13 protein-coding genes are annotated in these 14318 nt (G+C 58.4%); 8 read left to right on the plus strand and 5 right to left on the minus strand.

Translation table 11 applies throughout. The annotated features are described in order from the left end of the window. The first annotated feature begins 2 nt into the window (after positions 1-2). The 3 genes from AC13QY_RS24645 (at position 3) to AC13QY_RS24655 (ending at position 2884) form a co-directional block, all read left to right on the plus strand. Positions 3-1022 carry an ABC transporter permease gene (locus AC13QY_RS24645; RefSeq protein WP_488494084.1) on the plus strand — a complete coding sequence of 340 codons (1020 nt, stop codon included), beginning with the start codon at positions 3-5 and terminating at the stop codon, positions 1020-1022. A 31-nt stretch (positions 1023-1053) separates the two neighbouring features. Then, positions 1054-2541 (plus strand): NAD-dependent succinate-semialdehyde dehydrogenase, encoded by a 1488-nt coding sequence (locus AC13QY_RS24650; protein ID WP_488494085.1) that lies wholly within the window; start codon positions 1054-1056, stop codon positions 2539-2541. A 145-nt stretch (positions 2542-2686) separates the two neighbouring features. Beyond that, on the plus strand, positions 2687-2884 hold the full coding sequence (locus AC13QY_RS24655) for a hypothetical protein (RefSeq protein ID WP_488494086.1): 198 nt from the start codon (positions 2687-2689) through the stop codon (positions 2882-2884). Between the two features lie 171 nt (positions 2885-3055). On the opposite strand, the gene AC13QY_RS24660 is transcribed toward AC13QY_RS24655, so the two are convergent. The 4 genes from AC13QY_RS24660 to AC13QY_RS24675 form a co-directional block, all read right to left on the minus strand. After that, positions 3056-3931 carry an N-acyl homoserine lactonase family protein gene (locus tag AC13QY_RS24660; protein ID WP_488494087.1) on the minus strand — a complete coding sequence of 292 codons (876 nt, stop codon included), beginning with the start codon at positions 3929-3931 and terminating at the stop codon, positions 3056-3058. A 20-nt stretch (positions 3932-3951) separates the two neighbouring features. Further along, positions 3952-4434 carry a hypothetical protein gene (locus tag AC13QY_RS24665; protein ID WP_488494088.1) on the minus strand — a complete coding sequence of 161 codons (483 nt, stop codon included), beginning with the start codon at positions 4432-4434 and terminating at the stop codon, positions 3952-3954. Next, the gene (locus AC13QY_RS24670; protein WP_488494089.1) at positions 4431-6095 is read right to left on the minus strand and encodes a GMC family oxidoreductase; all 1665 of its coding nucleotides are present in this window, start codon (positions 6093-6095) and stop codon (positions 4431-4433) included. The genes AC13QY_RS24665 and AC13QY_RS24670 overlap by 4 nt, the downstream gene beginning before the upstream one ends. Positions 6096-6178: 83 nt before the next feature. Continuing rightward, positions 6179-7285, minus strand: coding sequence for an NAD(P)-dependent alcohol dehydrogenase (locus tag AC13QY_RS24675; protein WP_488494090.1), 1107 nt, complete (start codon positions 7283-7285; stop codon positions 6179-6181). Between the two features lie 310 nt (positions 7286-7595). Between AC13QY_RS24675 and AC13QY_RS24680 the strand changes: the two genes are divergently transcribed. After that, entirely contained in the window at positions 7596-8705 is a 1110-nt protein-coding gene (locus AC13QY_RS24680) for an alcohol dehydrogenase catalytic domain-containing protein (RefSeq protein WP_488494091.1), read from the plus strand. A gap of 29 nt (positions 8706-8734) precedes the next feature. Here the strand turns inward: AC13QY_RS24680 and AC13QY_RS24685 are convergent, their stop codons facing one another. Beyond that, positions 8735-9385, minus strand: coding sequence for a 2,3-bisphosphoglycerate-dependent phosphoglycerate mutase (locus AC13QY_RS24685; RefSeq protein ID WP_488494092.1), 651 nt, complete (start codon positions 9383-9385; stop codon positions 8735-8737). Positions 9386-9635: 250 nt separating this feature from the next. Here AC13QY_RS24685 and AC13QY_RS24690 point away from each other — a divergent pair, with 250 nt between their 5' ends. The 4 genes from AC13QY_RS24690 to AC13QY_RS24705 are packed head-to-tail and all read left to right on the plus strand — an operon-like array spanning position 9636 to position 14266. Further along, a complete protein-coding gene (locus AC13QY_RS24690; RefSeq protein WP_221118348.1) occupies positions 9636-10724 on the plus strand; it encodes a substrate-binding domain-containing protein in 1089 nt (362 codons plus the stop codon). A 56-nt stretch (positions 10725-10780) separates the two neighbouring features. Beyond that, positions 10781-12310, plus strand: coding sequence for a sugar ABC transporter ATP-binding protein (locus AC13QY_RS24695; protein ID WP_488494093.1), 1530 nt, complete (start codon positions 10781-10783; stop codon positions 12308-12310). Positions 12311-12320: 10 nt separating this feature from the next. Further along, complete coding sequence (locus AC13QY_RS24700; RefSeq protein WP_488494118.1) at positions 12321-13262, plus strand: ABC transporter permease; 942 nt, start codon at positions 12321-12323, stop codon at positions 13260-13262. A 5-nt stretch (positions 13263-13267) separates the two neighbouring features. Then, positions 13268-14266 (plus strand): ABC transporter permease, encoded by a 999-nt coding sequence (locus AC13QY_RS24705; protein ID WP_488494094.1) that lies wholly within the window; start codon positions 13268-13270, stop codon positions 14264-14266. Positions 14267-14318: the final 52 nt, after the last annotated feature.

Raw genomic sequence — 14318 nt, forward strand, 5'->3', positions numbered from 1 at the left:
AAATGGTTTCCACGGTCATGAAGACTGAGACCGGTATGACGATGCGGTCGAACCCGCTCCGAACATACAAAGGCATTTCGATCGGTTTCGGATTGTTAGCCTGTCTGCTCGTGCTGGGTGCGATCCTTGTTCCGGGCTTCGTATCGTCGCAGAACGCGCGGTCGATCCTTCTCCTTGCTGCGTTCCTTGGGCTCGCGTCGATCGGACAGACGCTGTGTGCTTTGGTGGGAGCGCTGGATCTTTCCATCCCGTACATCATCGGGGGGGCCAACATCCTTTTGCCGAGCCTGATGGTGGCAGGGCTGCCGGCTCCCCTTGCCATGCTTCTGGTGCTGCTGCTGGGCGCTCTTGTCGGCGCCACCAACGGCGCCCTGAGTTTCAAGCTCCAGGGACAGGCGCTGATCATGTCGCTCGGCGTGGGCTTCGCTGCGGTTGGGGCGGTACAGATCTACACGTCGCTGGGTTCGCAGTTCGGTGGGACAGTTTTTGCCCCAGTCCCCGAATGGCTGCGCAACATCTCAGCTTTCAACGGAAAATTCTTCGGCCTGCCGATCCCGCCGGTGATTATCATCTGGGCTGTCATCGCCATCGCGCTGGGCTGGCTCATGCACAATACCTGGTTCGGGCGTAGTATCTATGCCATCGGGGGAAGTCGGACCGCTGCCGCACGCCTCGGTATCTCGGAATTCAAAGTATGGACGGTGATCCATAGTGTCAGCGGCGCAATGTCGGCGATCACAGGCATGCTGCTTCTCGGATTTTCGGGCGGCGGATTCGTCGGGGTCGGCGACCCCTACCTGTTCACCACCGTCGCTGCTGTCGTAATCGGTGGAACGTCACTGCTTGGTGGGGCAGGCGGCTATGGTGCCACGGTTCTCGGCGTTCTTGTTCTTACGGTATTGACGTCGCTTCTTGTGGGCCTCGGCCTCAGTTTCCCTGCGCAGCAGGCCATCGTCGGTTTGCTGATCGTGCCGATGGTCGCGATTTACGCCCGGTCGCCCCACATACGAAATCAGATCTGAAACTATATGCAGGCATTCGAAAGGAACGCTGATGGCTGTCTCGAACACTCTTCTCAACCGTCTAAAGGACCACTCTCTCGTACGCGAAGAAATGCTCGTGGGAGGCACTTGGCAAAAGGAAGGGACAGGCGCTGAGCGGATCGAGGTGCGGAATCCCTCCACCCTCGAAATCCTTGCATCTCTTCCCAGTGCCGGTCTGAACGACGTGCGCGTCGCCATTGACGTCGCAAAGAAAGCACAAAAGAGTTGGGCAGCCCGCTCCGGGAAGGACCGGGCGTCGATCATGCGGAAATTTTATGACTTGGTCGTGGAGAACGCGGATGATCTTGCAGTTATCTTGACGTCTGAAATGGGCAAGCCGCTTGCCGAAGCTCGTGGGGAGGTGGCCTACGGCGCATCTTACATCGAATGGTTCGGTGAAGAGGCGAAACGCGTCTACGGTGACACGATACCGGGTCATCATGCCGATAAGCGTCTTCTCGTCCTCAAGCAGCCCGTCGGTGTCGTGGCAGCTATTGCGCCGTGGAACTTTCCATCCGCAATGGTCGCTCGCAAGGTCGCGCCGGCCCTCGCTTCCGGATGCGCAATCATCTTCAAGCCCGCCGCAGAGACTCCGCTCTCGGCTCTCGCGCTGGCAATCCTCGCCGAACGAGCCGGAGTTCCTAGCGGACTATTCAGCGTGCTCCCCACAAGAAACGCCCGGATGTTCGGCGCGGAAGTCTGCTCGAACCCGATCGTCAAGAAGCTCACCTTCACCGGTTCCACGGAAGTGGGGCGCATCCTGATGGCCCAAGGCGCACAGAAGATCATGAAGCTGAGTCTCGAACTCGGCGGTAACGCTCCCTTCATCGTCTTCGATGACGCGGACCTCGACGAAGCGGTGGAGGGAGCGATGTTGTCCAAGTTCCGCAACGCTGGGCAGACCTGCGTCTGCGCTAACCGCCTATATGTCCAGAGCGGCATTTACGACAAGTTCGTGGAAAAGCTGGCGAGCCGGGTTGCAGGTCTTAAAGTCTCAGACGGTTTTGATGATGGAGCAACGATAGGGCCGTTGATCAATGACGAGGCGGTGACCAAGCTCTACGACCACATCGAGGATGCGGTCAGCCGCGGTGCCTCCGTCGTCGTCGGCGGCAAAAGACATGAGAGCGGTGGGACCTTTGTCCAGCCGACGCTTCTGTCCGGAGCGACGAAGGATATGAAGGTCGCGCGCGAGGAAACTTTCGCGCCGCTGGCGCCGGTCTTCAAGTTCGGGAGCGTCGATGAAGTCATCGATCTCGCTAATGACACGGAGTTCGGCCTTGCCGCTTATTTCTATGCGAACGACCTTCGCAACGTGTGGAAGGTGACGGAGGCACTTGAATACGGCATGATCGGCGTGAACACAGGCCTGATCTCGACGGAAGTGGCTCCGTTCGGCGGCGTGAAGCAGTCGGGTTTCGGTCGCGAGGGATCGAAGTACGGCATGGATGACTTCCTGTCCATGAAATACGTCTGCCTCGGTGGCATACCCGCCTGAGAAAGTTGAGGAGCCGCGCCGAACGGCCTGCCTCGCGGTGAAGCTGTCCGTCCAGTGAATCGGCGTCCCCCACGACAGGGGGGTGCTACGTTCGTATCTCTGAGAGGTTCGCAGCGGAACCGCTCTCAATCGCAAGGGTTTCCGAATGACAGAACAAGCATCTGCCGAACACGTCAAGAAGCCCACCCGGAGCGACCATGATATCTCGGCATTCTACAGCCATGATGACTTCGTCGAGGAAAGAGCCGATGGCGTCGATCTCACCGCTCGCACAAGCGTCGAGGGGGCGAGTGGCTTTTGTCGAGTCAATGTTTCACGCGTGAAGTCGGTCGATAACACCTAAAACGAACATTTCTCCTGGAAACCGCACTCTGGCGCCGTCGACAACTGTCCAACGGCTTTGCGAGATTCCCCACTGCGGCGACTCCGCTCGAGGCTGGCGGGACCGCAGTGAATTAGTCGGGCGAGAAGGCTACATACGATGCCATCCCCGCCCGACCACGCCTTGGGAGCATTAGACGTATGATTGCTGCCCCTCGGCAAGGGCCACCTCGATCAAGTAATGTCCATTCTTCGTCGTGCGGCTTGGATACATGCTGGTCATCGCGGGTTCATGTGGCGTCAGAACTCGACGCATGTCGAAGCCGGCACACTCCATTATCTTGTGGGTAGCGAAGACTAGCTTCGTTTGACTGCCAAACGCGAGGCCAACAGGCACATACATAGGGTCGCCGGCGATGCCGCCATGCATATTGTCGTGACGATAGAGTAAGTCTCCAGTGTACACAAAGACGTCGTCGCTGGCAGATTTGCCGTCGTTACGGACGAGGACATATTGCGACCCGGCGGTATGGGTGTCCCGCGCTATCCTGACATCGATCCCCGGGAAAATATTGTCGACATCGCCGTCAATGCCGCGCATTCGTCCTTCTCGGGCGAGTTGGACCGCGTAAAGCATATCCCCCGTATCAGTGGCAGTGAGCAGCCATCGGAAGCGTCGGTCGAGCGCCATCAGCGAAACCCATGCCGCGAGCTCTTCCTGCTGGATGTGGAAGGTTGCGTTGGGGAACAGTTCCAGACCACCCATGTGGTCAAAATGCGCGTGCGTCAGGATCACGTGGTCGATCTCCTCGGGAGTACAGCCAACTTCGGCGAGGACTTCCTTGGGCGAGAACCAGTTCTGAACGTTGAAGCGTTCCATGAATTCGCGGCCATGGGAGGCGTAGTTCGCGCCGCAATCCAACAGGATCGATTTCCCGTGGCCCCTCAGAAGGGTGTAGCAGTAAGGAAGTTTTTCATTCCCCGCATTGTGTCGACCATAGACGAGAGAACTGGTTGGCGCGTCAGGTACCCAGGCGAACTCGAGCATCCATATTGAGTAGTCAGACAAAGTCTCCTCCCGATTCCTGTTTAACTGATAACGGTCTTATGAAGGGCACAACACGAGTGCCGGAAATCCACCACCTCGAACCCCGGAAGGCATCTCGATGCGTCTTTTAATTCCGACCACGCCGCCTTCAGGGGCACCAGCGGATCACGGGCCGATGCAGAGCCTGCCAGCGTGCGTTCTATATGCTCGATCGCGACTCGAAGCAGGTTACCTGCGTTGGCGAGATGCCGGTGAAAATGCTGGCTACGGGGCGTGGAGCAGAGTGCGCGGAACTCGTCATTTCCTGCCTTTATGAGATCTGCTGCCGCAGCTTGAATCTCGACGTCGAGTACAAGGCGAGACTTCGCAATGGCAAGAAGGACCAGGAGCCCGGCCAGTCGATTGGCCGCACCATGGAACTTTTCGAAGCATGCCTGAGCCGAAATCGCATAGGCCGAGGTTTCGTCGTCCAGCACCTCGGCGACTCGTATCGACTTCGTCGACGAACCTGCCTCGTTCCTCATGCAGCATGTTCCTTCGGAGGCTCGGCCGGCGCGGCGTGCCGTCCCAGAATAAGATCAGCAGCCTTTTCTGCGATCATCAGCGTCGAGGCGTTGGTGTTGGCAGACGGCATCGAGGGCATAATCGAGGCGTCTGCGACGCGAAGAGCGGAGAGGCCATGTACGCGCAGCTGGTGGTCGACCACGGTTCCGGGGTCGGAGCGCGGCCCCATCCGACAGGTGCCAATCATGTGGTAAACGGTCGTGCCCTTCTGGCGCGCGAAGCCGAGGAGCTCCTCGTCGCTTTCGAGATCTGGCGTTGGAGATGTCTCGGCATCCATGTATTTGCTGAGAGCATTGGTGCGGAACAACTGCCGCGCAAGCCGCATGCCTCCCAGCAACACCTTTTGATCCGTTTCATGGGTGAGATAGTTGGGCTGTATCGCCGGAGGCTCGAAGGCATTCGACGATTTGATGTGCGCAAAACCGAGGCTCTCCGGGCGCTCCTGCCAGATGCCGAGCGTCAGGCCAGGGTGCGTGTCCAGCAACCCGACCACCCCCTCTCGGAAACTTGCAGGTGCGCACGCGAACTCAAGGTCGGGCCTCGGCAATGAAGGATCGGACTTCCAGAAGATGTGAACAAGCGACGGGCTGACCGCAAGTATGCTCGGTTTCCCGAAGACCCAGCGAGCAATCTGGCCCAGAAGGGCAGGACCTTGGGCCAGATCGTTGATGGTTGTTGAGCCTTTTACGCGGGCGACCATGCGAACGGCGTAGTGATCGCGAAGGTTATTGCCTACCCCTGGTAGCTCGTGGAAAATCTTAACCCCCGCGCGCCGCAGAACCTCCGCCGGTCCGACCCCCGACAGTTGGAGAAGCTTGGGCGTGTTGAGCGCGCCTGCAGTGAGGATTACCTCTCTTGTCGCGCGAACTTCGCGTCGAGCTCCGCCTGCCCCTCCCACAACATATGCTACGCCGACGGCTCTTGTACCGTCGAAGACTATGGAGGTGGCCTGGCTGTTCGTGCGGACGTCCACGTTTCCGCGCTTCATCGCCTTACGAAGGAAAGCGCGGGCCGAGCTATGCCTGAAGCCTTTGTAGATCGTCCGCTGGAAATATCCTGCGCCGTCTTGACTGGCGCCGTTGTAATCCGGGTTCCGGGGAATCCCCAGTTCGACCGCCGCGTCGATCAGAGCATCGCTGACGGAATGGTGCCAGTCCAGATCGGTAATCGGAAGCTCGCCGTCGCGTCCGCGATAGCGTTCATCGGCGTCGCCGATACGACGCTCGGATCGCTTGAAGTAGGGCAAGATTTCATTGTAGCTCCATCCGGGATTTCCTTGGGCAGCCCAGTTGTCGTAGTCTACGGCTTGGCCCCTGACATAATTGAGGCCGTTGATTGAACTCGATCCTCCAAGCACTCGGCCCTGCGGCAAGGAGAAGCTCCTGTCGTTTGTGCCCGGGTTCGGCTCGGACATGAAGTTCCAGGTAAGTCTCTTGCTGTAGATGTTCTTGATATAGCCGGCGGGGATATGGATCATCGGATTGACGTCCTTTGGACCCGCTTCGAGCAGGCAGACTTTGAAGCCCGCCTGGCTCAAACGGTTCGTGACGACACACCCAGACGTTCCACCTCCGACGACTATATAATCGAAGCTCTCTCCTCCAAGGCTTGCTTTAGCCATTTCTCCTCCAAATGCGAAAGCTTTCCGGGGGGCCGCAACCGTCGTTGCGACCCCCTGCGCATTTAACCCCCGACGCCGGAAGGCTAATGGCTCATGCGCAGGATTGGCTTGATGACCTTCCCGCTTTCTGAGTCGGCCATCGCCTGGTTGATGCCGTCGAGGTCGTAAAACTGGACGAGCTTGTCGAACGGGAAGCGGCCTTGCCGCCAATATTCAATCAACTGAGGAACGAATTCAGACGGAATGCTCTGCCCTTCGACGACCCCCACGAGAGTGCGACCGAAAAGGAATTTGCCGATGTCGATCGTGCCTTCGGTGCCGAGCGCGGATGAGCCTACAAGCCCGCAAGTCCCCGGCGTTCCAAGGCAATCCACGGCCTGACGGAAAACCTTGGGAGAGCTCGTGCATTCCAGGCTGAAGTCCACGCCGGCCTGAGCAATCTCCTTGATGGCCCCGACACTGTCTTCCCAGCGGGCGTTGATCGTGTGTGTTGCGCCGAGTTCGACCGCAAGCTCGAGACGCTCGTCGTTCAGATCGACAACAATAATGGTCGTGCACCCTGCGATTTTTGAGGCCATAACTGCCGCCATCCCAACCGCCCCAGCGCCGAAGATCGCGATAGACGACCCGGGCATGGGCTTGAGGCAGTTTAAGACCGCGCCCGCGCCTGTCTGGAGACCGCAACCAAGCGGGCCGATGAGCTCGAGGGGAACGTCCTTGGGAATTTTGACCGCGTTCCGTTCGCTGGCGATTGCGTATGTCGCGAACGAGGACTGCTCGAAAAAGCAACCGCTAATCTGCTGGCCGTGCGAATCATGGATGGGGCAGGTGCCGTCGGGGCGGGTGCCGCGGAAGTTTCTGCCGAAGAAATCTTCGCAATAATAGGGGGTGCCAGTGAGGCACTTTTTGCACTTGCCGCAGTAGGCGTAGCTGAGGGCGACGTGGTCACCGGGAGCGAGCCCCCTCACGTCGCTTCCGACGGCTTCGACAACGCCGCTGCCTTCATGTCCAAGGACGACCGGTTGTGGCACGTCGTATCCCTGATCGCGGACGACCATGTCCGTATGACAGACGCCTGACGCGACGATCCGAACCAGGATTTCGTCGGCCCGCGGTTCATCAATTCCGATGCACTCCAGGACGAGAGGTTTCGCCTTCTCGCGCGAGATTGCAGCATATGCTTGCTTCATAAAGATGGGCTCCTCCAGACGCGCACCAGCGCAGATTGGGCCAAAACTACGCATCATCAGACAATCAGTCAACATATTTCAATCTTGTCAGCGTGAGCTTGCTGTTAAACCGGGGTCTCTTTTCGCTGCTCTGTTTGGAAATTATCTATGACTATAAGATGTTAACGGATGCAACGCCTACGATTACATGCGCAGACGGCTGAGGCGCAAGTTTCATTGTGCCCGCTGAACGTTGACAGATTATCAGACGAAAAGTACGTTTCCGCCGATTTGGAATGCAAGTCGCATATGCCATTCGGGAGGAAACAGAATGTTCGAAGCGCCGAAAGCGTGGTCCAGTCGTTCAATGAAAGCCGCCCAGATCGAGGGAGTGAGGGGACGGATCTCGGTAGCGGAGGTTAAGGTTCCGGAACTGGAGCCGGGTGATGCTCTCGTTAGAGTCGTGGCGTCAGGGATCTGCCGAAGTGACTGGCATTTGTGGAATGGCGACTGGGAATGGGTCGGAATGAAACTTCAGCCCGGAGCGGTCCTCGGGCATGAAATCGGCGGTATTGTCGAAGCTGTCGGATCCAACGTCAGGTCCGTCCGCCCTGGACAACGTGTCACGGTCCCGTTCAATCTGGCGTGCGGGCACTGCCACCATTGCTCCCGCGGAGAACAGAACATTTGCGACAACGCGGCTGTGCCGCACCTCATTCCAGGATCAGGCGGTTGGGCGCAGTACATGCGCGCGCCCAATGCTGACTTGAACTGCATACCACTTCCTGAGGGGGTGGACGAACTCACCGCCGCGGCCCTTGGTTGCCGCTACATGACCGCGTGGCGTGCAATTCAGAGCCGTGGCGCGCTACGCGGCGGAGAGAGCGTCGCCGTCTTTGGGTGCGGTGGGGTCGGGCAAGCCGCGATAGAGATCGCAGCGTCGCTCGGCGGACGTGTGATCGCTGTCGATGTCGATGATGCAAAGCTCGCGAGGGCGAAAGAAATCGGCGCGCATGATATTGTCAATGCGAAGGACCTTTCGTCTGAGAGGGTCGGCGAAGCGGTCAAGAGAATTACCGAACGTGGCGCCGGGGTCGATCTCGCAGTCGATGCGCTCGGTAGCATCGCAACTGTACACGGAGCGTTGCATTCGCTCCGCAAAGGCGGTCGATTGTCCCAGGTCGGTCTAACTTCCCAGGCGGAAAAGGGCATCGTCGCGATTCCGATGGACATGATCGTGCTCAAGGAGCTCGAAATTCGTGGTAGTCTCGGCAACCCACAGAGCGAGTACGGCGACCTCCTCAGTTTGGTCGCTTCGAAGAAGCTCAGACCAACCGCACTCGTCAGTCGAACGGTTTCGCTCAGTGACGTCGAATCGGTTCTGCATGACATGGATAGCTTTAAGACGAGCGGCTACGTTGTAATCACAGACTTCGATTAATACCGACCGCGAAGCAGTCTGGCGGGGCCTCATCGGTCGTCTCCGGTCAGAACACACTTGTCAATCAGGGTTAGGTTAGTGCCGATGCGATATATGGTCGGCACTGCCGTCGGTGTTTCAATCGACAGCATCTGCTCGGTCGTTAGCCGCTCGATGGCCTGGCGAACAACCCTCAGCGAGTTCCCGTGAGCCACGAGTAAAATCGTCCGCGCTCTCAGGAGCAGCGGAATGACCTCGCAAAGCAAAAACGGCAAGACCCGCGCGCTGGTGTCGCTTATGCTCTCGCCGCCGGGCGGTCGGGTGCGGTAGGAGCGCCGCCATTCCTGTACCAAGTCGGAGCCACAGCGATCCCGCGCCTCGTCCTTGTTCATCCCTGTAAGTTCGCCATAATCGCTCTCGTTCAATGCTTCGGTCTGAGACAGCTCCAGACGATCGGCTTGCGTTTCGCGTAAGATCGCCCGGCAGGTATCGATGGATCGGACCAATCCGGAGCAGAAGGCCGCGTCGAATGAGATTCCGATCGCGGCAATTCGTTCGCCTGCCTCACGGCTTTCCTTCCGCCCTTTATTAGTAAGCGGCGCGTTTTTCCACCCGGTGAATTCGTTCCGCTCGTTCCCCTCGCTTTGCCCGTGACGGACGATGACCAAGGTCGACAGTGTTGCTCCCTCTCGGCGTTTCATTTCAGCTTTGCTGATTGTCGTATTGTCTACTGCCGGGACGAAAATTGAAAAAGAATAATAGAAACAACGATAAAGAATGATTTTAACTCGATCCCAGATTCGGCGACACTATAGAGATTGACAGATTGTCTGCGGATTTATAATGATGCTCCTCGCCGTTCTGGGGAGAGTCCGGCAACGGCAGGAGACCAAGTGGCTCTCGCACTATCAGACAAAATTGTCCGCCCGGGGCGGTAGAGGAGGAACTTAGATGAAGAGACGTACATTCCTGCAGGCGGGTAGCGCCTTGCTCGCCGCCGGCACCTTTGGCGTGCCGAACATTCTTCGGGCGGCGACCGATATCAACATCCTTCCTGACACCTGGCCGTCCGAGGGCGACAATCCAATCGTTGAGGCGGGCAAGTTCACGAAGACTGGTCCCTGGAAGATCGGTCACAGCCATTACGGTCTCGCAGGATCCACGCACACCTACCAGACCGCGTTTGAAGCGGAATACGAAATCACCCGCAACAAGGCGCGTGTCGCGGACTATCAGTTCCGCAGCGCGGACTTGAACCCGTCCAAGCAGGTCGCTGACATCGAAGACCTCATCGCGCAGAAGGTGGACGCGATCATCATCGCTCCGCTGACCACAGGGTCGGCCGTAGAAGGCATTCGAAAGGCGAAAGCAGCCGGCATACCGACCGTGGTCTATCTCGGCCGCGTTGATACTGAGGATTTCACTGTCCAAGTGCAGGGCGACGACTTCTACTTCGGACGTGTCATGGCCCAGTTCCTCGTCGACAAGCTCGGCAACAAGGGCAAAGTTTGGGTCCTGCGCGGCGTTGCCGGCCATCCCATCGATGCCGACCGCTACAGCGGCGCGATGGAAGTTTTCAGCAAGTCGGGGCTTCAAATCACATCGACACAGCACGGCAGCTGGTCCTACGAGGATTCGAAGAAGATCGCCGAAAACCTCTATCTCGCCGACCCCGACATCGCGGGCGTTTGGACCGATGGCGCGAACATGTCGCTCGGCGTTCTGGATGCCCTTCAAGAAGCTGGCGCCTCGACGATACCACCGATCACCGGCGAAGCGCTGAACGGCTGGATGCGCCGTTGGAACGATGAAAAGCTGTCGTCCATCGGGCCGATTTGCCCGCCGGCGCTTTCCACTGCCGCGTTGCGCGCCGCGTTCGCGCTCCTCGAAGGAAAGCCGATCAATCGCAACTGGACGAACCGTCCCAAGCCGATCACCGACGAGACGCTCTCCAAGTTCTACAGGTCGGATCTCACCGACGCATATTGGGCTCCGACCGAAATGCCGAACGAGAAACTGCTCGAGTACTTCAAAGCCTGAAGCAAGCCGGGCGCGGAATTTCCGCGCCCGCAACTCCAACAAATATGGAAGCTTTCATGAGCCTGCTTGTCGAAATGGTCGGCATCAATAAGTCTTTTGGCGCCACGAAAGTCCTGTCGGACGTACGCTTTTCGCTGGAGCCTGGCACGGTGCACGCGCTGATGGGCGAGAATGGCGCGGGTAAATCCACGCTGATGCGGATTCTGTCCGGCGTTTATCAGGCCACGTCTGGAACCGTGCGGCTTCGCGGTGAGGAAGTCAATTTCCGCACCCCGAAAGAGGCGCGCCTCGCCGGTGTATCGACGATATTCCAGGAATTCACCCTCATACCGAATCTAACCGTCGCCGAGAATATGTTCCTCGGTCACGAGCCACGGCGCGCCGACGGCTCGATCGACAGCGCAGAGGTAATCGAGAGGTCGCGCCGTCTCCTGGCGAACGTGTTTCCCCAACTCGACCCGATGGCGATCGTCGACACGTTGACCGTCGCTCAGCAACAAGCGGTCGAAATCGCCAAAGGTCTCACATCGAATGCAGACGTTTTCATCTTCGACGAGCCAACCGCAGCGTTGAACTCGGCCGACGTCGAGCACCTTTTCAAAGTCATCCGGGATCTTAAAAGCGCCGGCAAAGCCATTGTCTATATCTCACATCGCATGAACGAAGTCTTCGAACTCTGCGACAAGATCACGGTCATGAAAGACGGAGCTTGGGTGAAGACCGAGAAGGTCGAAGACTTCAACCTCCGTTCCCTTGTCGCCACGATGGTCGGTCGCGAGCTTCAAAACTTCTTCCCGTCGCGGGCGGCTGAAACGGGCGACCATATGCTCGAGGTGTCTGACCTTCGCCTCGACACCGAAGGGCCGACGGTCCAGTTTTCTGTCAAGAAGGGAGAAATCCTAGGACTCGCGGGTCTTGAAGGGCAAGGTCAACGCGAGATTATGAGAGCGTTGGTCGGCGTGGAGTCGGCGAAATCCGTTACTGTCAGGCGGCGCGGTGCCGACTCATCCATGCGATCCGTAGATGTCTCTTCTGGCTTTTCAAACGCGATCTCGGCAGGCATCGGGTTCATACCCGAAGACCGCAAGCAGGAAGGTCTGTTTCTCCGTTTGCCAATTTACGACAACATCGCGCTCGGCAAGCAGCTCAACCGTAGCATGGCCAGCGTTGCATGGAGATCCGTTTCGCGCGTGCGCGAAATCATCAAGTCACTGCGCGTGGCTGCAGCTGACCCGAGCGCGCCCGTTGGCAAGCTCTCCGGCGGAAACCAGCAAAAGGTCCTGCTCGGGCGCTGGCTTCTCTCGGGTGTGGACATCCTCGTAATCGAGGAACCCACACGCGGCGTGGACGTTGGCGCGAAGGCCGAGATCTACCGCCTGCTTCGTGACTTCAGCGAGCGCGGCGGAGCTGTGATTGTTTCCTCCCGTGAACTGGCCGAACTCATCGGGCTCTGTGACAACATTCTGATCGTCCACGACCGGAAAATTGTGGGCCAGACGCCGGCTATGGGAGCCACCGAAGAAAGTATTCTCGGAACAGCGTTGGGTTCTCATGCCACGCACGATCAGCGCGCTGCGATTCATTGAGGAGAAGTTTATGAACACCGTCGCAACTTACCTCAGGGTTCCATATCGCGCAGGGGCGATCCGGCTTTCGATCGGAACGCTCCTGTTGATGGTGATCGCGTCGATCGCTTTCCTTCCGGGCTTTCTGGATGGCGAAAACCTCTCGAACCTACTTGCGCAGTCGACCACCCTTGTCATTTCGGCGCTTGGCCAGACGTTCGTCATTCTGACCGGCGGCCTTGACGTCTCGGTAGGGTCAATCATCAGTGTGACGACCGCGATCATGACCCTGGACATGCCCGTCGCCGTACGAATCCCACTCTGCTTTGCGGTTGCAACTGCTTTCGGCCTGGTCAATGGCTACGGTGTAGCACGCCTGAACGTCCATCCGATCATCATGACGCTCGCCACGATGGGAATCGGCCAGGGTCTTGCCCTGATCATACTTCCGATTCCAGGAGGACAGGTGCCGGATTGGCTCTCGACGTCGGTGGCGGGCTCAATTGGCCCGATACCAAACTCTTTGGTCTGGTTAGCCGTCGCTTCGCTCGTCGCCGCCTGGATACTCTACCGCAGACCGTTTGGTCTCTATCTTTTCGCGGCGGGTGGCAATGAATTCAACGCTCGCATGAACGGCGTACCGGTAGAGCGCACGATCGTCAACGCGTATGTGCTTTCGGCCCTTTTCGCCTGCGCCGCAGGGATGTTCCTGGCGGGGCGGCTTGCGTCTGGCGATCCCAAGGGCGGAGCCGCTTTTGGGATCGAATCTGTTACGGCGGCAGCCCTCGGCGGCGTTCACCTTGCCGGTGGCATCGGAAGCATCTTCGGCACGGTCGTAGGAGCCGCAATTTTAGGGCTCGTCAACAACGTAATGAACCTCGCGAATGTCTCCGCCTTTCTGCAATCGGTGGCTAAAGGCGCGCTGCTCCTCGTGCTCGTTGTTTCGCAGCGGCGCAAAACAATCGGACTTTGAAAAAGATGGACACCTCGATGACTACCGCTAATTCCAAGCCAGGTGCGCCATCCCCTTCGTTTAACGGCAAGCGCGTTGTTTCCTGGATCATCGGCTTGCCTCCAGCATACTACGTGCTTGCAATCCTGATCGCTGTCGCGCCTGCCGTGAGTGCGACCCTTATCAACCCGAACTATTGGTTTGCAATCCTGAAGCAGTCGGCCCCACTTGGGATAGCGGTGCTGGCACAGTCTCTGGTGATGAGGGTTCGCTCGATCGATCTTTCCGTCAGCGGCGTATTCGCCTTCGCGATATACCTCGCGAGTTCTGGCTTGTTGAACAGCTACCCGCCTTTTATGACAGTGGCGATGCCTATCGTGGTCGGGTTGCTCGTCGGTGTTATCAATGGTGCGCTTGTTGCCTACGTCCGCGCCTCCGCAGTAATTTCAACGCTGAGCGTCTCGGCGATCCTGATCGGCATCGTTCAGTATATGAGCGCGGGCAGGGCGCCCGGTTCTACGCCAACTTGGCTACGCGTCCTGACGAGCGGCAACGTTCATGGACTTTCGTATTCCGTCATCATCTGGATCGCGACTTCGGTGCTCGTAGCCGTCGCATTCCGCTTCCTGATTGTCGGTCGCTATTTCCGTGCAGTCGGTGATAACCCACGCGCCGCCGAGACAACGGGGATCCCGCTTGCCCGCACGATATTCGTCTCGCATGTGACGGCGGGAGTCCTGACCGGCATCGCTGCGCTTGTCCAAGTATCGGCCCTGGCCGTCGGCACGATCAAGCCAGGTTTCGATACTTTTATGAACGCCTTGGCTGCAACGATCCTTGGCGGCGTTACGTTCGGCGTCGATCGCGGCGGCGTTGCGGGTCCGTTCGTTGCAGTCGTCGCCTTCAGCTTCCTCTTCGCTATGCTGACTGTTTTCGGCATCCAGGAACCAGGAAAACTCATCGTTCAGGGCCTTATCATCGCACTGGCCGCGATCATCTACGGAACTCGAGCGGGCCGCATCTAAACCGGTCCGCCATCGTTGTCGATTGTGTCGTTCCCGCGCCTAAGCAGAAGAA

The sequence above is a fragment of the Martinezella sp. CNPSo 3795 genome (genome assembly GCF_057784475.1).

Bases quoted from the DNA above. Each gene is read 5' to 3' on its own strand.
- AC13QY_RS24645 (WP_488494084.1), top strand. From the start codon at position 3: ATGGTTTCCACGGTCATGAAGACTGAGACCGGTATGACGATGCGGTCG.
- AC13QY_RS24650 (WP_488494085.1), top strand. From the start codon at position 1,054: ATGGCTGTCTCGAACACTCTTCTCAACCGTCTAAAGGACCACTCTCTC.
- AC13QY_RS24655 (WP_488494086.1), top strand. From the start codon at position 2,687: ATGACAGAACAAGCATCTGCCGAACACGTCAAGAAGCCCACCCGGAGC.
- AC13QY_RS24665 (WP_488494088.1), bottom strand. From the start codon at position 4,434: ATGAGGAACGAGGCAGGTTCGTCGACGAAGTCGATACGAGTCGCCGAG.
- AC13QY_RS24670 (WP_488494089.1), bottom strand. From the start codon at position 6,095: ATGGCTAAAGCAAGCCTTGGAGGAGAGAGCTTCGATTATATAGTCGTC.
- AC13QY_RS24675 (WP_488494090.1), bottom strand. From the start codon at position 7,285: ATGAAGCAAGCATATGCTGCAATCTCGCGCGAGAAGGCGAAACCTCTC.
- AC13QY_RS24680 (WP_488494091.1), top strand. From the start codon at position 7,596: ATGTTCGAAGCGCCGAAAGCGTGGTCCAGTCGTTCAATGAAAGCCGCC.
- AC13QY_RS24685 (WP_488494092.1), bottom strand. From the start codon at position 9,385: ATGAAACGCCGAGAGGGAGCAACACTGTCGACCTTGGTCATCGTCCGT.
- AC13QY_RS24690 (WP_221118348.1), top strand. From the start codon at position 9,636: ATGAAGAGACGTACATTCCTGCAGGCGGGTAGCGCCTTGCTCGCCGCC.
- AC13QY_RS24695 (WP_488494093.1), top strand. From the start codon at position 10,781: ATGAGCCTGCTTGTCGAAATGGTCGGCATCAATAAGTCTTTTGGCGCC.
- AC13QY_RS24700 (WP_488494118.1), top strand. From the start codon at position 12,321: ATGAACACCGTCGCAACTTACCTCAGGGTTCCATATCGCGCAGGGGCG.
- AC13QY_RS24705 (WP_488494094.1), top strand. From the start codon at position 13,268: ATGGACACCTCGATGACTACCGCTAATTCCAAGCCAGGTGCGCCATCC.